Source organism: Streptomyces sp. CoH27 (assembly GCF_020181035.1).
GTDB lineage: Bacteria > Actinomycetota > Actinomycetes > Streptomycetales > Streptomycetaceae > Streptomyces > Streptomyces camelliae.
Map to the genome: position 1 here is coordinate 27,372 of NZ_JAIQYY010000028.1, position 21,298 is coordinate 48,669.

At 69.8% G+C, this 21,298-nt stretch carries 14 protein-coding genes and 1 pseudogene; 8 read left to right on the plus strand and 7 right to left on the minus strand.

The features are described 5' to 3' along the window. Positions 1-71 precede the first annotated feature (71 nt). From LE548_RS36365 to LE548_RS36375, 3 genes are all read right to left on the minus strand, one after another. Positions 72-1,163: a S8 family serine peptidase gene (locus LE548_RS36365; protein ID WP_225101351.1), complete on the minus strand. Its 1,092-nt coding sequence runs from the start codon at positions 1,161-1,163 to the stop codon at positions 72-74. A 198-nt stretch (positions 1,164-1,361) separates the two neighbouring features. Further along, on the minus strand, positions 1,362-3,155 hold the full coding sequence (locus tag LE548_RS36370) for a hypothetical protein (RefSeq protein WP_225101300.1): 1,794 nt from the start codon (positions 3,153-3,155) through the stop codon (positions 1,362-1,364). Further along, positions 3,152-3,634 carry a hypothetical protein gene (locus LE548_RS36375; protein ID WP_225101301.1) on the minus strand — a complete coding sequence of 161 codons (483 nt, stop codon included), beginning with the start codon at positions 3,632-3,634 and terminating at the stop codon, positions 3,152-3,154. Before LE548_RS36375 ends, LE548_RS36370 begins: the two co-directional genes overlap by 4 nt. Positions 3,635-4,247: 613 nt before the next feature. Between LE548_RS36375 and LE548_RS36380 the strand changes: the two genes are divergently transcribed. From LE548_RS36380 to LE548_RS36400, 5 genes are all read left to right on the plus strand, one after another. Beyond that, on the plus strand, positions 4,248-4,661 hold the full coding sequence (locus LE548_RS36380) for a hypothetical protein (protein ID WP_225101302.1): 414 nt from the start codon (positions 4,248-4,250) through the stop codon (positions 4,659-4,661). 11 nt (positions 4,662-4,672) lie between these two features. Beyond that, positions 4,673-6,934: a DUF6571 family protein gene (locus tag LE548_RS36385; protein WP_225101303.1), complete on the plus strand. Its 2,262-nt coding sequence runs from the start codon at positions 4,673-4,675 to the stop codon at positions 6,932-6,934. Between the two features lie 15 nt (positions 6,935-6,949). After that, positions 6,950-7,570: a hypothetical protein gene (locus LE548_RS36390; protein ID WP_225101304.1), complete on the plus strand. Its 621-nt coding sequence runs from the start codon at positions 6,950-6,952 to the stop codon at positions 7,568-7,570. Positions 7,571-7,830: 260 nt separating this feature from the next. Continuing rightward, positions 7,831-8,235, plus strand: coding sequence for a hypothetical protein (locus LE548_RS36395; RefSeq protein WP_225101305.1), 405 nt, complete (start codon positions 7,831-7,833; stop codon positions 8,233-8,235). 127 nt (positions 8,236-8,362) lie between these two features. Then, the gene (locus LE548_RS36400; RefSeq protein ID WP_225101306.1) at positions 8,363-8,923 is read left to right on the plus strand and encodes a hypothetical protein; all 561 of its coding nucleotides are present in this window, start codon (positions 8,363-8,365) and stop codon (positions 8,921-8,923) included. A gap of 258 nt (positions 8,924-9,181) precedes the next feature. Here LE548_RS36400 and mycP read toward each other — a convergent pair whose 3' ends face one another. Both mycP and eccB read right to left on the minus strand, forming a co-directional pair. After that, entirely contained in the window at positions 9,182-10,429 is a 1,248-nt protein-coding gene (gene mycP / locus LE548_RS36405; RefSeq protein WP_225101307.1) for a type VII secretion-associated serine protease mycosin, read from the minus strand. 11 nt (positions 10,430-10,440) lie between these two features. After that, positions 10,441-11,964: a type VII secretion protein EccB gene (gene eccB, locus LE548_RS36410; RefSeq protein ID WP_225101308.1), complete on the minus strand. Its 1,524-nt coding sequence runs from the start codon at positions 11,962-11,964 to the stop codon at positions 10,441-10,443. Between the two features lie 197 nt (positions 11,965-12,161). Here eccB and eccE point away from each other — a divergent pair, with 197 nt between their 5' ends. The 3 genes from eccE to LE548_RS36425 all read left to right on the plus strand — a co-directional run bounded on the left by eccE (position 12,162) and on the right by LE548_RS36425 (position 17,869). Then, positions 12,162-13,499, plus strand: a complete 1,338-nt coding sequence (gene eccE / locus LE548_RS36415) for a type VII secretion protein EccE (protein ID WP_225101309.1) — start codon at positions 12,162-12,164, stop codon at positions 13,497-13,499. 14 nt (positions 13,500-13,513) lie between these two features. Continuing rightward, complete coding sequence (locus tag LE548_RS36420) at positions 13,514-14,284, plus strand: hypothetical protein (protein ID WP_225101310.1); 771 nt, start codon at positions 13,514-13,516, stop codon at positions 14,282-14,284. A gap of 348 nt (positions 14,285-14,632) precedes the next feature. Beyond that, a complete protein-coding gene (locus LE548_RS36425; RefSeq protein ID WP_225101311.1) occupies positions 14,633-17,869 on the plus strand; it encodes an SCO5717 family growth-regulating ATPase in 3,237 nt (1,078 codons plus the stop codon). Positions 17,870-17,934: 65 nt separating this feature from the next. Here LE548_RS36425 and LE548_RS36430 read toward each other — a convergent pair whose 3' ends face one another. After that, entirely contained in the window at positions 17,935-18,882 is a 948-nt protein-coding gene (locus LE548_RS36430) for a bifunctional riboflavin kinase/FAD synthetase (protein ID WP_225101312.1), read from the minus strand. Between the two features lie 142 nt (positions 18,883-19,024). Next, positions 19,025-21,298 (minus strand): annotated as a pseudogene (locus tag LE548_RS36435) (hypothetical protein); the annotation flags it as partial.

A 21,298-nucleotide genomic window follows, 5' to 3' on the forward strand; every position in this document is an offset into this window, starting at 1 on the left:
GTCAGGCATCAGCACTTATGGCAAGCGGACTGCTGCTCACTCGGCGAATGAGCAGGTATAAGGGAGACCGCTCAGGCGTTACGACGCGCACGCAGCACGGCGAAACCGGCGCCTCCGATGACTAGTACGGCTGCTACGGCGCCGACGATCACCCAGGTGGTCGTGTTGCTGCCGGAGTTTGAGTCTTTTGCTGCGGCGGAGGTGGGGCCACTGGCGGAGCCGGAGTCCTTCGACGACTTGCCGGAGGTGGCTGTGGCCGAGGGCGCGGGGGTGGCAGGGGTGCCGTTCTCGTCGGCAAGGGGGTCGACGTTGGCCGGCCCTGGGTTGATGTCCTTGTTGATGAGCACGCGCCGAGGGCGGACACCGCCGTAGCCCAGATATGTGCTGGGCTTGTCCTCCGGCCAGGAACGGCCGGCGGTGTCGATGATGGTCCGCAGGACCTGGTTGCCCGTCCAGTTCGGGTGAGCGGACCAGATCAGGGCGGCGGACGCGGAGGCGATGGCGGAGGCGGGGCTTGTGCCCCAACTGTCGCAATACTTGGTGAACGTGCTGTCGCACCACGAGGGGATACCCAGTCCCGGAGCCGCGAGATCCACGTAGTCCCCGTGCGTGGAAAATTTACCCACCGTTCCGGACTTGTCGAGAGCGGCTACACCAATGGCATAGGGATAACTAGCCGGATAGTCAGGCGCGTTTCCCTTGTCTCCATTGTTACCGATGGCTGCGAACAACAACTTGCCTTTGGACGCCGCGTACTTCATTGCGGCTTTGGTTTCGTCATCGGCGTACGGACCACCGAAGGACATGTTGATGATCTTCGCGTCACTGTCCGCGGCTGCCCGTATCGCTGCAGCATTATCGGGCGTGTTGCTCACTTCCTGCGCGCCCTTCAGCCCAGACAGGGCGACGCGAAAAGGAATGATCTTCGCCCCTGGAGCCAGGCCTTTGATGCCACCGCCCGCGCCGGTGCCAGCGATGATCTCGGCCATGGAAGTGCCGTGGCCCGTGTAGTCCTGGGTGACGTGATATGCCACGGACTTGGGGACCTCATCGACAAGCACCTGACCCTTGAGAGATGAAGTCGTTGGATTGACCCCGCTGTCAATCACGGCTACCTTCACCCCCTTGCCGGTGCTGATCTTCCACATATCCTGGGCGCTCATCGCGTCCAGGTACCACTCCTTCGACTGAACGTCCACGGCAGCCGCTCCTGGAGCAAGCGTCGCCGACGTGATGGCCAACGTGCCCAGTGCCGCACACAGGGCAGAGAAACGCCCCGCATTACGCCTCGTCAGGACGGCAGTTCTCATGCTCCGCCGGTGGGTTGCTGGCTTCATGCCCGTGTACGTCCTCGTTCGAGTTCAGTCGCTGTTCTGTGACGCGTCGCGTCGCTGCTTCTCGGACGCGCGGCGCTGCTTCTTCTCGGTCGCCTGACCAGCCCGACCGGCCCCACCGTCCGATGCCGATCGGTCGCCGACCGCGCCCCTTCCGAGCCCCGAGCCACCATTGCTGGGCCCGGAGCCCTTGGGGGGCGAGGCAGAGTTGCGAGGTGCGCCGATCGCGCCGTTAGGGCTGCCTGCAGAGCGCAGGACCTCCTGCGCTGTAGCGCGTTCCGCCTTGGCAGCGGGCGCTCCCACGACCCCTCGTTGACCAAGGGCGCCCTTCACTGGCGTGGAGGAGCCCGGTTCCTCGGCACCGATGACCGTACCGCGCGGCATACGCGAGGTGGAGCCGGAGCTGATCGAACGTTCGGTGACCGGCTTGCCCCCCACAACTCCATTGCGCGCGGGTCCGCTGGCTCCCATACGTTCGGTCGGTGCATTGACCGGTCTCGGGGTGCCACCGGTCACGCCGCGCCCAAGCGGTGACCGCCCCGCCTGCGTCGTACCGCCCCTCACACCTGGCTGGCCGGCCGGAGTCGCGCGGCCCGCGGCACGGGCAGCCTGCCCCAATGGCCCCTGCGGCACTCGGCCGCCTGCGGTGGCACGGCCAGGCTGCTCCTCAGGCCCCTCGGCCACTCGTCCAGAACCTTGCGGAACCCGGCCGCTTGCGGAACCTGAGGGACCCGTACGACCCTGCGCGGACAGAGGCAGTCGGGATGCTTGGCCATAGTTGGTGGCACGCCCGACGGCCGGCCCGATGGGAGGCGTCGTCGGGCCAGTGAACGGCGGAGGTGTAGGCCCTCCACCGCCGCTCGTCGTAGGAAGCGTCGGCGTCGGCGTGTCGTGCGGTGCAGGGGCGGGAGGCAGCGTACCGACCGTGTCGATATGCGTACCGATATCGCGGCTGGGGCTCGCGGCCGGGTCGCGCACCTCCCTGACAGGACCGACATGCCCTCCAGCACTCGTTCCATTCGGTTCAACTGTCGAGTGGTGACCTCCGCCAGCAACACCTCGAACCGTTGCCGTCGGTGTCGATGACGCGGAACCATAGTCTCGATGGCCGCCGTCGGAGACACCCTGCGGCTGCGGCACTCCGACATTCGGAATCGGCTCCAGCGGATCCGGCTCCTTCTGCTTGTTCAGGTCCGCCGCCGAAACCTTGTAGTACGAGGCCAACCGGTTCATCTGATTGATGGCCTCTTGCCGGTGCTGCTCGACCTTCACCGCGGCCGCGTAGTCCGGGTTGCTGTCGACCTGCTTGGCCTTGGGTAGTTCGGTGGGCAGCTTCTGCTGGTCTGCCGGCCGGGTGTCCCTGGGCGGCATGGAGATGCGCGCGGAAGCCAGGCCTGTCGCGGCCACCGAAATGTGCGTCGCAGCCTCGTCGGCGTAACCCGCAAGGTCTTGGGTGTACTTGACGAGCAGCCCGGTCCACGTACGGAAGCTCTGGGCTCCCTCACCCTTCCAGTCGACCGTGAGGTGCAGATTCAACTCCGTCGCGGCCTTACGGATGGCAGCGCCGGCGTCCCACAGAGCCTTGCCGGTCATCTCCAGGTGTTCGGGGTTGCCATGCTCGACCAGGTCGATCATGTCGTTGAGGCGGTGGTTCTCGAAGTTCGTCTCGCCGAGCAAGTTGACCCGGACACCGCCGAAAAACGGCATGTTCGCCAGCAGGTCCTGCGCGGTCGTGACAGGGGCGACCTGCTTGTCGATCTCCTTGTCGACCTGCTGCACATCGGGCTTGTACTTCGGCTGCTGCTTCCAGTCGTCGCTCACGAGAGGCCCGTCCCCATCGTCTTGTTGCTGCTGCGCGCCGGGGGCGGTGTCACCGGCTTGTCGTTGTGTCCCGACCCCGGCTTGTGAGCGGTACCGGCCTCCTTGACTGCCTGCTGGTACTCCGCGTCGATCTGCCCCCTGATCTGCCAGAAGCGACGCCAGACCTCTTCCTCGGTCCCGTCGTACGTGGCGTCGGCCGACTGCGTTGCCAGCTGCAGAGCCTGGATGTGCAGACCCAAAGTCCTGGAAAGGTTGTGAAGGCGCTCGTGCACGGTCCCGTACGCCTTGTGCAGATCGTCAGCCTCACCGAACTTGGCATGCGAGCCGCCGAACGAGGAACGATCGAGCGAGTGCTGCGCGATCTTGGACGGGCCGCCGTGACCACGCTCAAATTCTTCCAGTGCGTCATTGATCTTGCCCTGGAACTCCTTCAGCGCGTCGATGCCGCGCCTCATGCCCGAGCCGCCACCGTCACTCACCGCGACCCCTTCCCCGTTTCCCCGTTGGTACAGCCACCGACGGTCCGGGCACCGCCCCGACCCCCGGATCCATCGCTGACCACTGTAGTCACTGTGCAAATCGCGGCCAACTGAACTCTGCGACGGTTCAGTTGCAATGGTGTCCCGAAGTGACCGACTCCTGAGCACCCAAGACCGACATGACGGTCAAACGCGACAGGGGAGCCTCCGCTTCTGCGCAGAAGCTTCACATCCAGCCAACAGCTCGACGCTCATGCGCCATCGAGGCACGATTTTTGCCACCACAAGAGCAACTCATAGGGCGAGCGATCCCCAGGTTGCCGAACAGTTCGACCGACGATGGGTGGCCATGACTGCGGAAGTCGCCGCGAGGCCCCAGTCGTTGCAGGTCAAGGCCGCGCACCGGGCGCCAAGCCTGCCGCGCCGCACACGCCCGCCGTGAATCTTCACAAGCGACAATCCATAGATAGCGGACATGGCCAAGTCTTTCCTTGGCAAGGGTTGCTAACTTGACCCGGCATCGGAGTTTTCGCGCGGGGGAGGGAGCCCTTCCGTGGCATGGGACGAGTGGGAGCAGCTCAAGGCTCGGGCAGCCGAAGGTAAATCGCCTCATATGCGGCTCAATCAGCTGGCTGCGGCCGACGGCGGTGGAGGGGGCGGCGACCTGGTCGTTCACCAGGACGACCTGGGCGCCGTCGGGCACGAGGCCAACGTCCTTTACGACGACGTGAAGAGTCAGGCCGACATCGCCGCCGCCGGAGCGGGCAGCGGGGCGACCGGCTCGACGATGCAGGCCGCGGCCACGTTGAAGTCGCACGGGTTCCAGACCGGCGGCGCGCTGGAGACCACCGTGGAGATGTGGACCTCGCAGGTGAAGTCCGTGTTGCAGGCATGCGCACACATCTCCGACCACCTGGACTACACCCAGAAGCTGCACTCCGAGGAAGACGCCAAGATCGGTGCCGTGCTCCGTGGGCGTGACGGCTCAGCCGTGTCGGTGTCACAACTCAACCACTACTTCAAGTAGGGGCACCCGCGATGACGTTCAGCTTCACCGACCTCGTCGAGGTCGATCTCGGCAAGCTCGCCACTGCTGTGTCGGACTGGAAGAAGGCCGTCGACGGTCTGAAGAAGTCGGCGGAGAGTGCCCGTACGGGGATGCAGGCCAAGTCGGACTCGGCGCGGTGGGCCGGCGTGAACGCGACGGTGACGCGTGAGTTCGTGGCCAAGACCGCCAAGGAGGTCTCGGACCTCCACATTGAGGCCAACAGCATCTACCGGGTGCTTGAGGACGGGCACACCGAGCTTGAGTCACTGCAGAAGCAGATCAAGACCGCCGTCCAGGTGGACGCCTCGAATCTCGGTGTCCGAGTCGAGGACATCGGCGAGGGAAGGGTCCGCTGCTTCTTCCCGCACATCCGCGGTGACAGCGACGAGCGCACTCAGGAACAGCTCGACCAGAGGCAGGCGTTGGAGGACCGGATCAACGGAATCCTCGCTCACGCCGCCGAGATCGACGCCTCGGTCGCCCGGGCGCTGGCGAAGAGCCACGGCAACGACCCGAACAACGCCGGCCACAGCAGGTACGAGTCCCTGAACGACGCCGAGGTCGAGCACGCCCTGGAGCTGGCGCACAAGGGCAAGAAGATGTCCGACGCCGAGCTGCGCGAGCTCAATGAGCTGTTGCGGTACAACTCCGCCGAGAAGGACGGCGAGTTCGCCACCGAGTTCTACCAGGGCCTCGGCGGCCCGGAGAAGGCGCTGCAGTTCTACGCGGAGATGTCGATCGACGGAACCGGCGGCGACGCGACCAAGACCCGGCTCAACGCCGTACAGGACCTGCAGAGGGTCATGGGGTACACGCTGGCCAACGCCACGGACCCGGACCACAGGAACCATCTGGACCCCAGCTGGGGCGCCGAGTTCCGGCGCCTCGGCACCCAGCAGATCGGCTGGGAGAAGGGACAGTGGAACAAGCCGTACGGCTACCAGGTGCTGGGGGGCCTGCTGCGCTACGGCAACTACGACTCACGGTTTCTCAATCCCATCGCAGAGCACATCACGCAGCTCCACAGAAAGGACCCGTATTTCTTCCTGTCGAACAAGCCGACAGGAAGCCCGGACACCTACGGTTTCAACCCCTCGGGCCAGCTCGGCAGCGGAAACGAACCACTCAACAGCGTCCTGGAGGCCCTGGGACACAGCCCGGAGGCCGCAGAGAAGTTCTTCAGCCAGCCGCCGACCGCGTACAACGAGGACGGCACGATTAAGAAGGACGGCAAACCAGGCTTCGACTCGTACCTCGACCTGCTCACTGACAAGAACTTCGAGTGGACGATGGATACGAACAGCGCGAACGTCCTTGCCGACGAGGACAAGGCCAAGACGGTCATGGGCTACGGCCCTGACGCCCTCGGCCATGCTCTGGAGGCCGCAACCACCGGCCTGCCCTATGGGAGCGACGCCGTGTCACCTCCGCATTCCAAGGAGGCGGCCGACATCTTCCACAAGCTCGTCGAACGTTACGGCGGCAAGCCCGAGGACCTGGACGATTCACCCTTGCGTGACAGCCTGGGAAACATCACCGCCGACTACATGCGGGATGTGCAAGGCGCGTTCATGGGCGACGGGGGCACGGTGGTGGGAACCCATGGACCCAGCGCTCACCTTGGAAACCTCGACGTGGAGACCAATCCTGAGGGGCTTTCCCCGGGCACGCTCAAGAATTTCCTGGGCGCGGTCGGGAAGGATCCGGATGCTTACGGGGCCATTATCACTTCTCAAGAGTCGGTGACCACCGATCTCGTCAATGATGGTTTCCATGATGCAGATAAATACAAGGAGCTGGCTCCGGAGATCGCCAACCGGGTCCACGCGGGAGGTGAGATCGCCGGCATCATGGCGGAGTCCCGCACCCAAGCAGTTGTTGATGAGAAGATCGCCGAGGACGCGAAGTTCAACGAAGGCGTCGCTACAGCCGACAAGTGGGCCGGACGCATCATCGGCATGGGTATTGGAAAGATCCCCGTGGGTGGCGAGGTGGCCGGCTGGGTCGTGGAGGACATCCAGGCGTCTGTCGTGGAAAACTTCACCAGAGATTCCAGCCCAGAAGCCTTGAAAGACCGGGACGTCTTTCTGGAGCAGCAACAGGCAAGCTCGGCGCAGGCGATCTACGACGCCACGTACACGGCCGCCGAGGAAGCCGGCTATGACGACGCGAATGCCCAGAGCCAGGCCACAGCCGCAAAGCGTGAGATCGAAAATTCCTACGGTCTGGGTCGCCAGAGAGCAGGAAAGTAGCCGATCGTGAATGTCATGGAGAAGAGGCGGAGGCGATTCACCATGTGGATCGCTCTGGCCGTTGTAAGTGCTCTCGCCATAGCTGGAGTGGTGGCCTGGCAGATGTGGCCGTCTGAGGAGGCCGCCGTCGCGGTGCCGTCGCGCGTGTGCGACGACGCTCTTCCAGGAACGGATGTGAAAGCTCTGCTGCCGGAGAAGGGCAAGCAATTCTCGCAGTGGCATACCGGTGTCTTCAATCCAGAGGAGCCTTACACCAAGGGAGAACCCGGAACGTGCAAGGTGTACGGCGGGGGTGAGTCAGTGACGATCAAGCACAGTCTCTACGCCGGGGAGAGCTACACGATGAAGGACGTGGCTCACAACGCGAGTGCCACGGGTGCTACTCGGATCGTTCTCGGTGAGGCACAGGGGTACCACAAGGAAGACACCGTCTACCTTTTCACCAACTGCTCGCCAAAACAGAGCGGTACCGAGTCGCTGCTGGAAGTCGACGTCACGTATCAGAAAACGACGGCCCGGACGGCGATCCAGAGAATGGCAAACCTCGCAGCAGATACACTTCGGCTCGAAGCCCGAAAGCTGTGGGCCTGTGACGGTGCGGACGCCCTACCGAACAGCGCTCCCAAGCTTGGCTGAGCTGTCTAGTTTCGGAACCTACGATGAATGCTCATAGGACGGCTGCGGCCATATGTGCCGCCACAGCCCTCGTTACCGGATGCGGCGGGCAAGCGAAAGAACCCGCGCCCTTCACCCCAAGTCAGGTCAGGACGGTGCTTCCTCATGCTCAGGCCCTCCCCGGCTGGAAAGTCTCGATCGAGCCGGTCGCCTACACCCTGAAGGAGGCTCGGTCACTGGGGGCTGCCCACTGTGAAGGGCAGGCGGCGCAGAATTCCTGTATGGGCGTGCAGAACACCGGGACATCGGCCTTCTCTCGGCAAGGGCAGCCGCTCATCTACTTCCTCGTGCAGACGTATCAGGACGAGGATTCGGCGAAATCGGCGTACGGGACCGTGTGGAAGTCCTGGAAGCAGACGGTTCCGGAGGCACGAGCCCTGTGGAACGGCAAGGTCGGCGAACAGAGCGATGCGGTGGTCGGTTCGACCAGGTCGATGGTGGAAGGATCAAAGGGGCTATTGATCCAGGTGCGTGTCGGCAGCGTCATCATGTTGTCCATGGCTGAAGCCGGCCCGCAGGTCGGCATGACGGATTCGTACCTTGATCGGTTCGCGGATGCTTTCGCCAAGCGGGCCGAAGAGGCGCAGCGAGGCACAACGCCGTCGGCAGGTCTGGTTGAGAACTAGCCGGCTTTCGTTCGTTGGCGGAGTGGTACTCGCACTGGTTCTGCTCGCCAGGTTGGCCCACATCTTCGGCATTACTGCCTTCGAGACATAGGTCGGCAAGGAGTGTGCCAACGGGTGCAAGGCAGCGGTGGAAATCGGAGAGTGGCAAGAATTGAGATACGCGTCTCACGCCCTCCGCGGCATGTCGCTCTGCGTTGTCGTGCTGACGGCAGTCGGTTGCTCCTCCGAGAAACCGAAGCAGGAGTTCACGGTCCCGAAGGCACTGTGCGGCGTATCCGTCCCGGTCGACGCTCTTTCCCGGCTCCTCCTTGCCTCTGGCAAGCGTCTTGCTCTCGAACGGAACGGAAGTCTGGATGACGGCTCCGAGGTGTGCACCCTCACGGTCGATGGAGACACCGTGCTGGATGTCAGCGGAGAACGCATCACCGCCGGTGACTCGGCACGGAACATCCTGCGCAGCCGACTCTCGATTCAAGACCAGAAGTCCGCTGACAGCAACTCCATCGCGTATGCCGATAATGCTGCCGTGTCACTGATCAAGTGTCGGGGAGCCAACGTTGAAGAAGAAGACATCAGCATCCTCATCAAGGTTCTGAAACCCGCGCGCCCAGATGAATCGGCCATGGAAGAGTTGATCCAGGGATATACGGCTTCACTGAAAGAAAAGAGGCCGTGCAAGGCGATGTGACGACGGCCGGTATGGCAACTTCCGAGCGGGGCCCCTCGGAAGTGACTGCTCAGCACTCCCCCTCCACGCTGGTCGCCGGACTTGTCGCGGAGTGCCGGGGAGCACGGTTGCCGGTGTGTTCGATGCGCGTCCTCGGACATGGACAGGCTCTGGAAGCCGTAGTAGATGCCCAGTGCCGCCATACCGAGCAACACCGCTCGGGCGATGACGAAGTCCACATCCCCGACGGGCTGGGCAGGAGCAGGACCGGCAGCGTCCTCACACCCTGCCTTCCAGCGCACGACGCCTGCGGCGGGCGTCGCGCAGGGCCACTGCTCCTCCGCTCAGGCCCGCCACGAGGACGGCCGCGCCCACGGCGACGTACGTGGCGTAGCGGGCGGTGCGTTGCTGCGGGGTTTCGCCGAGGGTGAGTTTGGCGGGGGTAGGGGCCTGCACTTGGGTGAGGCCGGAGTCGGGGTGGGGGGACTCGATCGGGTGGTCGTCCTCCGTCAGCGCGCGGACCGGGTCCACCACGCCCCAGCCGACCAGGCGGTCGTGGCCGGCGATGGAGCGCTCTGCCGTCTGCTCGATCTGGGCCACGATCTCGCCCGGTGTCCAGTTGCGGTGCTTGGCCTTGATCAGGGCGGCCACACCGGCCACGTACGGGGCGGAGAAACTTGTGCCGTTGTCCGAGCAGTGGCCGCCCTTCGGGACCGTCGAGATCATGTCGACGCCGGGGGCGGCGACTCCGACGAAATCACCCGACTGGGAGAAGGCCGCCCGTTCGTTGTTGCGGTCGGAGGCCGCGACGGCCAGGACTCCGTCGTAGGAGGCGGGGTACGTCTTCTTGACGTTGCCGCCCAGGCCGTCGTTGCCCGCCGAGGCGACCACGACGATCCCGGCGGTCAGCGCCTCGTTGATCGCCCGGTGCAGGTCGTTGTCCTCCGAGATGGCCTTCGTCGTGTCCTGCGAGATGTTGATGACGTCGGCCTTGACCCCGATCGCGTGGCGAATGGCGGTGGCCAGGGTGCCCGCCGTGCCGTGGCCCTCGGCGTCGTTCTGCTTGATCGGGATGATCGTGGCCTCGGGGGCGAGGCCGACGAAGCCCGTGCCCTTCATGGGGCGGGCGGCGATGATGCCGGCCACGCGGGTGCCGTGGCCGACCGTGTCGGTCGTGCCGTCGGGCTTGCCGACGTCGAGCTTGTTGCCCTTGTCGTCCTTCGTGGGGAGGTAGTTCGCGCCCAGCGACGCGTCCACCGCGTGGGTGAGCTGCGGATTGCTCGTGTCGACGCCGGTGTCGATCACGGCCACCTTCACGCCCTTGCCCTTGGACTGGCTCCACAGTTCGTCGAGGTTGACGCGCTGCAGGGCCCAGGGCGTGCCGGTGTACTTGTGGTTGGTGCTGGAGAAGGTGCACTGGTCGGAGCCCGAGTCGTCCGCCGTAGCGGGCGGGGCCGCCAGGAGGGTCGCGGTGAGGGCGAGTGCTGCCGCCAGGGGCGTACGGGTGCGCAGGGCGCTGCTGGGCATCGGGCGGCCTCTCACGATCCCTGCGGCTGGCGTGCCGCCGCCGTCGACAGGCGCGGGCCCGTGGGCAGGAACTCCGACCAGGCCGCGGGGACGGGGGCCGGGTTCACACCGGCGTAGCCGAGGCGGGTCTGCGCCAGCTTGGCCTCCTGCTGGAGCTGCTGGCGCTGCTTGGGTGTGATGCCGATGCCCTTGTCGTCGGTGGCGCTGTCGTCATTGGACTGCAGGGCGTACCGCAGGCCGGTGTCGGTGACCAGGAAGACCGAGCCCGCGCCGGTCTCGCTGCCCTGGAACTGGCGGTAGAGCTGGCCGGAGCCCGCGGTGACGTACGCGCTGGAGGAGCCGGTGGGCAGGGCCGCCGGGAAGTCCTTGCCCGCCCAGGTGCTCAGGGTGGTGGCGCCGTTGTCGGGGTCGACGTGGTTCAGGACCGTGCAGACCGTGTTGCGGCTGCCGTCGGTGGTGGAGGCGTCGTTGACCGCGGTGGGCCGCTCGGTGGGCCACTTGTGGTCGGCGGCGAACGGCTTGTCCCGGGTGATGGCGCCCGCGCTGACCTCCTCGGGGTGCCCGGCCTGGCCGAGCTTCACGAGGTCCTTGCTGGCCAGCAGGAGCTGGGCGACGAAGTCGGAGACGGGCGCGACCCGGCCGGGCAGCACCACGAAGTACTGCTCCTGTCCGTTGACCGGCGCCCTGAGGACCATGCCGACCTTGTTGGCCTGCCCCAGCTGGCCGGGTGCGTTCGCCGGGACGCCCGCGTTGGGAACCGACGGGAAGCTGATCGGGTCGCCCTGGTGCAGGGTCGCGATCCACTCCTTGGTCACCTGCTGCGGCTGACGGTCCGCCCCCACGAGGGTCTCCACCAGGAGGGGGTCGGTGGCGTCCACCGGGTACGCCGTGCCCTGTGCGTCGACCACGTACTGCTTCTTGTCCGTCGGGGTGGTGACGTAGAGGAGTTCGCCGCCGCCCAGCTTCTCCGGCCCCTCGGTCAGCTTCAGATCGCGCTTGGCGAGGACGAACGCGGCCTTCTGGATGGAGCTGCCGCTGCCGCTCGGGCGTTCGCAGACGGCCCATTCCTTCGCCGCGCCGGCCTCCTGGTCGGAGGGCAGCCGGTCGGGGGCGTAGGGGATGCCGATGGTGACGCCGTGCGGGATCTTGCCGTTGTCGAGGATCGACTCGTCGACGGTGACGATGTCCACGTTGTCCTGGGTGTCGAGGACGAGCTTGGCGGAGGCCATGTTGAGGACGGGGTGGAGCTGGACCTTGCCGTCGGTCTTCAGCACGACGTACCGGGTCGTGGACTTGCTGGCGATGATCACCTTCTGTCCCGGTGTGTCCCAGCCCTGCGGAGCCGTCGGCTTGAACATGCCCCAGGCGCCGAAGGCGGCGAGGACGACGGCACCGACGACAGCACCCGGCAGGATGGCGCGCAGCGGCCGCGGCGCCCCCTCGTCGGAAGGCTCCGGTGACGACTGCACGAACGACGCGAGCATGCGGCGCTTCGCGAAGGTGTAGGCGTTGAGTTGGTCCCGCCGAGATGCCATCTGTGCCTGTTTCTCCCCGTGTCTCACGCGGAGCGCGCCCGGGGACCACGCTCCCCCGCCCTCCGTAGTCGGACCCGGCCCCTACTATGCCTGGTACGGAGCGGGTCTGGTGGAGCGGGTAGGGTACCTGGGCCCTCAAGGCCCTTGTTGAGCGGCCTGGTTCCAGCGAGTTGTGAGCAAATCGGGGGGATGGAGTGATGGCTTCCGGAACGCGGACGCGAGCGCGCGGCCGGTCGGCGGCACGAGGTCGCGCGGCCGGGGCGGCGACGCCGCCGCGCGGGGCGTCCGACCGGCGCGGGGCGGACCGGCAGGCGGTCACGCTCAGCCTCAGGCCCCGGCCGGGCCAGGCCGGTGCGTTCCGTTTGCAACGGCTCGTGCTGGTGGAGCTGGCTGCGGCGGCTCTGGTCGTCGGCCTGGCCATCGGGATGGTGGCGCTGGTGCCGGCCGCCGTCGTGGCCCTGGTGCTGGTCCTGCTGGCCTTCGTACGGCGGCGGGGCCGCTCCCTGCCCGAGTGGCTCGCCACGGCACGGGAGCTGCGGGCCCGTCAGAAGCGGGCGGCGAGCACCCCGATACCGCCGGGCACGGAGCCGGGACTGGTGCCCGCCGTGGAGTGCGAGCCGGCCCTGCGCACCTACTCCTACGGCGCGCGTGACCGGCGGCCGGTCGGCGTCGTCGGGGACGGCACGTTCGTCACGGCCGTGCTCCAGGTGGAGGCCGACGCGACCGCGCTGCGGGCCGAGCGCAGCCGGCAGCCGCTGCCGGTCGCGCTGGTCCGGGACGCGCTGGAGGTGGACGGGATCCGGCTGGAGTCGGCCCAGATCGTGCTGCACACCCAGCCCGCGCCGGCGCTGCATCTGCCCCAGCAGTCCGTCGCCGTCGCCAACTACCTGCCGTTGCAGGAGCAGACGGGCGCCCCGGCCGTCCGCATCACCTGGATCGCGCTGAAGCTCGATCCCGAGAGGTGCGCGGAGGCCGTGGCGGCGCGGGGCGGCGGGCTTGTCGGCGCGCAGAAGTGCGTCGTGCGCGCCGCGGACCATCTGGCGAGCCGCCTGACCGGCGCCGGTTTCCGGGCTCGGGTGCTCGACGAGGAGGAGCTGGTCGCCGCGCTCGCCACGTCGGCCTGCGCCAACCCGCTGGTCACCGCCGAGGCGGGGCGCAGCGAGACCCGGGAGCGGCGCACGGAGGAGTCCGGGCGCAGCTGGCGCTGCGACAACCGGCGGCACACCACGTACTGGGTCCGGCGCTGGCCCCAACTGGGCGGCGGCAGCAGCGAGTCGCTGCCGCACTTCGTCGCCCGGGTCACGGCGATACCGGCCCTGGCGACCACCTTCAGTCTCACCCTCGCGCACGGGGAGCGGCAGGAGGTGTCCCTGTCCGGGCATCTGCGGGTGACCGGGCGCAGCGACGACGAACTCGTGGCGGCGCGGCGCGCCCTGGAGGCCGCGGCCCGGCAGTCCGGGGCCGGCCTCACCCGCCTCGACCGTGAGCAACTGCCCGGCATGCTGGCCACGCTGCCCCTCGGAGGTGCGCGGTGACGACGATTCCGACGATGTCCGCGAGGCCGGGCGGCACGAGCGCCGGTGCGACGGCGGCGTCCGGTCCGCGCCGGGCGGTCGAGCTGCTGCGGCACGGCCTGGGTCTGATCGGCCCCCGGCACGGCCGGCACGGACTGCCGGTGCAGCAACTGGACGCGCTCGCCCTGCCGATCGGGGACGACGGCGTGGTGGCCGGGGTCGACGCCGAGGGCCAGCCCGCCGTCCTGGGCATCAACCGGCCCACGCCGTACGACGTCGTACTGATCGGCGGCCTGTGGACGGCCCAGGTGCTGGCGCTGCGCTCGGCGGCCACCGGTGCCCGGGTCGCGGTGGAGACCGGCCGCCCGCAGGCGTGGATGCAGATGGTGCACGCCATGGGCGGCGGGCAGAACGGCCTGTCCGTGTACGACGTCGGGCGGGTGCCGCCGCAGGGCGCCTCGGCCGGCACGCCCGTCCTGGTGGTGCGGGACTGCGGTATGCGGCCGCCGCGCGGGCGCGTGGTGGCCGGGCCCTGGCAGTCGGTGCTCACGCTGCTGCCCTACCTCAGCCCGGTCGCGCCCCGGCTGCTGCGGCAGGCGCGGCTCGCCGGCATCCAGCGGGTCTCGCCGGACGAGGCCGCCGAACTGGGGCGCACCATGGGGCTCACGCGCACCGAGGTGGAGTCGCTGCCGGCGCTGCCCGACGGCGTCACTCTGTGGTGCACCGACCGTGACCGGCAGTACGTCCTGACCCAACCGACCGACGCCGAGATCGGATTGTTGGGCACACCACGCCGGATGGACTGAACTACCCCTGTCCGTCCCTTTTGTTCGCGATCCTCGCGTTTCCTGTTCGTCACATGTCTGCCGTTTGTTCCCTGTTTCCTCCGGCAAGCCGCAAGGCCGGCGGGGTACTTCGGGGCACGCCGGCACCCGGTGCGCGCCGGCCGAGAGACAAGCGGGCCTGCCGAGGTACGGCTCGTGGTGATTAGGCTGGGAGCGGGCGCGATGGCAGGACCCGTGCAACGGGCGTCGGTGTCCAGGGGGAGGGCCGGCGGATCGGTCTGCCCCGAAAACGACTACGGACGACTCGGAACGACACGACATGGTCGCCCCGGCACGGCATGAGGGTGCTCGACCACACCAGGAGGAACTGTGAACAGCGATCGGGACGGGATCCGCGGGGGCTGGGACACACCCGACGACGACCAGACCGACGCGGAGTCCGCCATCGAGATGACGGGCGAGTTCACCATCGACTACGCGCCGCCCGCCTGGTACACCCAGAACGCGTCCGGCTCCACCGGCACGGCAGGCGGCGCGGGGGGCGCGGGCGGATTCACCAGCCCGGCCGGCTCCGATGACGCGGGGGCTGCGGGTGCTGCGGCCCCGCCCGCGGTTCCGCCGTTCCCGGCGAACACACCGGTTGCCGGGCCGACTCCGCCGCCTCCCGTCCCGCACCCGCAGCCCGTCGGCACCCCGCCGCAGGGCACCCCTTACGCCCCGCCGCAGGGCACTCCGTACGCGCCGCCGCAGGGCACCTCGTACGCCCCGCCGCCGCCTCCGCCCGCGCCGGTGCAGGGGGCGGTGCAGGGGGCGCCCTTCGCGCCGCCGGTGCCGCCTGTGCAGCCCGCGCCGCCGGTGGGGAGTCCGGTGCCGATGCCGCAGTTGCCGCACGGGTTCGAGCCGCAGCAGCAGCCGGCCGTGCCGCCGGTCCAGCCCGAGGTCCCGGCGCCGGCGCCTGTCGTCGTACCTGAGCCGGAGACCAGCAACGGGGATCTGGAGAGCGGGGCCACCATGCGGTTCTCCGCCGTGGCGCTGAAGCGTGAGATGGCCGAGATCGCCGAGCGCGCCGCGGCCGTCAAGAAGGAGGCCGAGGCCGTCGAGACCAGCGGTACGGATGCCGACGAAAGCACCGGTGCCGAGGGCCCGGCGGAGGCTGAGCCGACTGCGGCTTCGGCTGCGGCTGCGGAGGCGGAGGCTTCCGCCGAGGGCGTGGAGAGCGCCGAGGGTTCGGGGGCCGGGGAGGCCGGGAGCGGTGCCGCCGCGCGGGACGACGCCGTGGCCGGGGACGCCGCTTCGGACGGCTCCGCGGTCGGTGACGATTCGGAGCAGGGTCAGGACGAGGACGAGGACGGCAGCAGCCTCCGTCAGGCCGAGGACGCCGCTGATGTGTCCGGCCCCGCATCCGAGGACGAGGACGAGGGCGCGAGCGAGAGCGCGGGCGAGGCCGGGGAAGCGGACGCCGTGTCGCGGCCGGAAGGCTCTGCCGATGGCTCCGACGCCAGCGCCTCGGAGCCCACGGACGCCGCCGCCCAGGGCGCCGAGGCGTCGAGCACCGCCGCCCCGGCCGACGCCCCCCAGGACGCCGTACCGCCGGCCGCTCCGGCCCCCCAGGACGCCGTGCCGCCTGCTCCCCCGGCCCCCCAGGACGCGCAGCCCGCTTGGACGCCGCCGCCCGCACCGCAGGGCGTGCCGCCGCTGCCGCCCTCCTACCAGCCCGCTGCCCCGGCTCCGGCGGCCCAGTGGCCCGTGCAGCCCGGCCAGCCCGTGCCGCAGCAGCCCGGTCCCCTGCCGGGTCAGCAGCCGCCGTTCCAGCCGCAAGCCCCGCAGCCCGCGCCCGCCGCCTGGAATCAGCCCGGCCAGCCGGGCCAGCCCAACGCACCGCAGCCCGGACAGCCGGCCGCACCCCTGGCAGCACCGGGACCGCAGCCCCTGCCGCAGCCGCAGGGCTCCGCCGCACGCGGCGGTTACGGCTTCCCCCCGCCGCCCGCACCGCAGCCGGGCGCCGACTCCCAGGCGCAGCCGGGAGGTCACGGATTCCCGCAACCGCCCGCACCGCAGCCGAACCCCAACGCTCAGGCGCAGCCGGGAGGTTACGGATTCCCCCAGCCGCCCACCGCCCAGCCGAACGCCAACACTCAAGCACAGCCCGGCGGTTACGGATTCCCCCAGCCGCCCGCACCGCAGCCGAACCCCAACGGTCCGACGGTTCCGGGTGGTTACGGCTTCCCGCCGCCGCAGGGCCAGGTGCCGTCGGCACCGCAGGCACCGCAGGCTCCTCAGCCCCCGCAGGCGCCGGTCGATCCGCGGACCGGTGCCGCGTGGCCGCAGCCGATCCAGCACGACCAGCGGCAGCCGACCAACCCCGGTGCGGCGCCGCTCGGTTACACCGCGGCGGTGGAGCTGTCCGCCGACCGGCTGCTCAACAACAAGAAGCAGAAGGCGAAGAGCGGGCGACCCACGGCGGCGTCGAGTCGGTTCAAGCTCGGCGGCAAGAAGGAGGAGGCCGAGCGGCTGCGCAAGCTGGAGCTGATCCGTACGCCGGTGCTGTCCTGCTACCGGATCGCGGTCATCAGCCTCAAGGGCGGCGTGGGCAAGACCACGACGACCACCGCGCTCGGCTCCACGCTCGCCACCGAGCGGCAGGACAAGATCCTCGCGATCGACGCCAACCCGGACGCCGGTACGCTCGGGCGGCGCGTGCGGCGCGAGACCGGGGCCACCATCCGTGACCTCGTCCAGGCGATCCCGTATCTGAACTCGTACATGGACATCCGCCGGTTCACGTCCCAGGCGCCGTCCGGGCTCGAAATCATCGCCAACGACGTCGACCCGGCCGTGTCCACCACGTTCAACGACGAGGACTACCGGCGCGCGATCGACGTGCTCGGCCGCCAGTACCCGATCATCCTGACCGACTCCGGCACCGGTCTGCTCTACAGCGCCATGCGTGGCGTGCTCGACCTCGCCGACCAGTTGATCATCATCTCGACGCCGTCCGTGGACGGTGCGAGCAGCGCCAGTACGACGTTGGACTGGCTGTCCGCGCACGGGTACGCCGACCTGGTCTCCCGGTCCCTCACGGTCATCTCCGGAGTCCGCGAGACCGGAAAGATGATCAAGGTCGAGGACATCGTGGCGCACTTCGAGACGCGGACCCGCGCGGTCGTGGTCGTGCCGTTCGACGAGCATCTGGCCGCCGGCGCCGAGGTCGACCTCGACATGATGCGGCCCCGGACGCGCGAGGCGTACTTCAACCTCGCCGCGCTGGTCGCCGAGGACTTCGTACGCCATCAGCAGTCGCACGGGCTGTGGACCAGCGACGGGAACCCGCCGCCGGTGGCCGCCCCGCCGATGCCGGGCCAGCCGATGCCGGACTGGCCGGCTCCCGGCCAGCCGATGCCCGGGCAGCCCATGCCGGGCCAGCCGTACCCGCCGCAGGTCCCGGGACAGCCCTACCCGCCCCAGCAGGCACAGCCCGGTCAGCCGTACCCGCCGCAGGCTCCGGCCCCGGCTCCGGGACAGCAGCAGCCGTACCCGCAGCAGCCCGGCCAGCAGCCGTACGGCTACCCCCAGCCCCCGCAGGGGCAGCAGCAGCCGCAGCAGTAGCCACAAGCGCAAAGGGCGGCCGGTGCTCGTCGCACCGGCCGCCCTTTCGTGTCCTACGAGGAGTGCTACTCCTCCGCCGCCACGATCTCCCGGCACCGCTTCACATCCGCGGCCATCTGCTCCAGCAGGGCCTCCAGCGAGTCGAACTTCGCCTGGCCGCGCACGTACGCGAGGAAGTCGACGGCGACGTGCAGGCCGTACAGGTCGAGGCCGACGCGGTCGATGGCGTACGCCTCCACCGTGCGCTCGGTGCCGTCGAACTGCGGGTTCGTGCCGACCGAGATCGCGGCCGGCATGACCTCGCCCTGCGCGTGCAGAAAGCCGGCGTAGACGCCGTCGGCGGGGATGGCGGTGTGAGGCAGGGTCTCCACGTTGGCGGTGGGGAAGCCGAGCTCCCGCCCCCGCTGGGCGCCGCGTACGACCACGCCCTCGACGCGGTGCGGGCGGCCCAGGATCTCGCGGGCACCCTCGACGTCGCCCTCGGCGACCAGGCAGCGGGTCAGGGTCGAGGAGAACGGCTTGCCGCCGCCCGCCTCACCGGTGACGTACAGGTCGACGACCTCGACCTCGAAGTCGTACGTCTTGCCCTGCTCGGCGAGGAACTCGACGTTGCCGGCGGCCTTGTGGCCGAAGCGGAAGTTCGGGCCCTCCACGACCGCCTTGGCGTGCAGCTTGTCCACCAGGACCTTCACCACGAAGTCGGCGGGCGACAGCTTCGAGAACTCGGTGGTGAAGGGGAGGATGAGGACCGCGTCCACGCCCAGCTCCGCCATCAGTTCGGCCCGGCGGTGGTGCGGGGCGAGCAGCGGCGGGTGGCTGCCGGGGCGGACGACCTCGCTGGGGTGCGGGTCGAACGTGACGACGACGGCCGGCACGCCCAGCTCGCGGGCGCGGTCCACGGCGTGCTTGATGATCAGCTGGTGGCCGCGGTGGACGCCGTCGTAGGAACCGATGGTGACGACGCTGCGCCCCCAGTCCTGGGGGATGTCCTCCAAGCCACGCCAGCGCTGCACTGTGACCGCTCCTCGAACCCGTGTCCGTATTGATTCTCAAGACTTGTGCAGGTCTAAGGGTGCCATGCCGGGTGCCTCCGCCCCGCATCGGTGTCGGGGCTGTGACCGGGCGCACGTTCACGGCATCTCTGGCACGCACCGGTCACGCCGGTACGCGCACACCAGCCAGGTTCTCCAGGGTGCGGCGGGTGCTCGGGCCCACCACGGCGGCCCAGTCGTCCGGGGTGTCGGTGAGCCAGCGGGCCATCAGCGTGGCGAAGCCGGGCACGTGCCGGCCCAGGTCGACCAGGCCGCGGTCGAAGCGGGTGGCGCCCTCGGGGGTGCGGACCAGGAGCAGGCCGGTGCGGTGGACGAGCCCGCGGATCTCCTCCTCCCGGCGCTCGCCGTGCGCGGCCGCCGCGTGCAGGACGGCGTCCAGGACGGACGGCTCCTGTTCGCGGGCCAGCAGGATCTCCAGCAGCTCGCGGCGCAGCGGGCGGGAGGCGGGGGTGCCCGGGGCGGCCAGGACGGAGGCGAGGGCGGCGCGGAGCGGTTCCGGGCCGTGGCCGTCGTCGAGGAGGCCGGTGACGAGCGGCAGCAGGACGGGGCGGGCGGTGGGGCCCTGCTCCAGCCGGCGGTCGAGGTGGGCGGCGAGCCGGCCGGCGAGGAGTCCCGCGGTCTCCGGGCGCTGCCGTACGGCCTCCCGGGCGAGGGCGGCGACCCTGCGGGCGAGGGCCGGGGGCGTGGCGTCGACGAGGGTGTGCAGGGCCTCCGCCGGGTCCGGGGCGTGCAGGCGGGCGGCGAACGCCTCCAGGACCGATTCGGGGTGGGTGGCGAGGGCGGGGGCCAGGGCGCCGGGCGGGAGGTGCGGGTCGCCGTCGGTGAAGTGCCGCAGGGCCGCTGCCAGGTGCTGCTCCCGGGTGTGCGGGTCGTGGACCAGCAGGGCGAGGGCGCCGCCGTGCAGGGTGCGGTCGGCGGGGCGGGCGAGCACGGCGAGGGCGCAGTGGCGCACGTGCTCGCGGTCGGCCTCCGTGCGCGCGTGCGGGGCCGCGCGCAGTCCGAACGCCACGGCCGCCGCCCGGCGCGCTGGGCGCTCGTCGTGCGCCCAGCGGTCGACGGCCCGGCACACGGCCGCCGGCTCGTCCTCGGCGAGCGTGGCGAGCAGTTCGTCGGCGCGCCGGTGGGCGGCCGCCACCAGGAGGTCGGTGAGGGTGTCCGGCGCGCCGTGCCGGTGGGTGTGCAGCAGCGCCTGCGCGGCGGTCGCGACGGTGGCGTGCGGGGTCGCGGGCAGGGGCCGTTCGTCGTCGAACCAGCGGATCAGCTCCGGCTGTACGACGGCGGGTGCGGCGGCGAGCAGCCCGGCCACGGCGTCCAGGTGGCGTCCGCCGGGCCCCGGGGCCGCCTGGTCGGCCAGCACGAGCCGGCGCAGCAGGTCCAGCCGTTCGGCGTCCGGGAGGGGCAGCTCGGTCCAGAAGACGGGCGCGAACTCGGCCGGTACGGGCCGCCGCGCCCGGCTCCAGGCCACGATCCGGTCGGCGAGCAGCCGCAGCACCTCGGTGTACGGCGTCGCGTCAGGGACCTGCAGGAGCGTGCGGGCGATCAGCCGGGCGGCCCACCAGGAGCCGGGATCCTGATCCAGGGCGTCGGTCAGGTCGCGTAGCCGCGCGGCGAGTTGGCGGGAGCCGTGCTGCCTCGCGAGGAGCAGCAGGGCCTGGACGACGGGGCCGACGCGATGGTGCGGGACGGGGACGGGGGCCGGCTGCCGGGGCGTGTGGGGGCGGTGGACCAGGGCGTGCAGGGCCTCGTCCAGGTCGAGGTGCATGCCCTGGATCCAGTCGGCGAGCTCCTCGTGCGCGAAGCGGTAGCCGGTGCCGGCCGGGACGAGCAGGCCCTCGGCGAGGACGGCGGACGCCCAGCCGGTGCCCCCGCCGAGCCGCGCCGGGGCGGGCCCCCACGGGAACACCGCCTCGAACGACTCCCGGTCCAGCTCGCCCTGTCCGGGCCCGAGGCTGCGCCGCGCGGCCTCGTGCACCTGCCCGGCGACCCGCGCGGCGAGCCGGCGTACGGCCGTACCCCGCAGTCCGCTCTCGGCGGCGAGGCGCACCGCGATGCGCAGACACATCAGGTCCAGGTGGGCCGCGAACACCTCGTGCCGGTCGACGGGCCCGGCGGCGGCCGGGGCGTCCGGAGTGGCGGCGCGGACCTCGGACAGCAGCCGGAGCGCGAGCGGATGCCGGGCGTCACGCTCGGCCAGGGCATACTCCGGGATGCCGTACCGGGCACGGACCCGCTGGGCCTCGTCGGGGGTGAGGGCGGTCAGGCGGACGCAGGGTGGGAGGAGGGGTGTGGGATCGGTGGCGGGGCCGGCCGGCGGAGCCTGCGCGCCGCGCGGCGCGTGCAGCAGGTCCGGTGGGAAGCCCGCTCCCGCCCGCTCCCA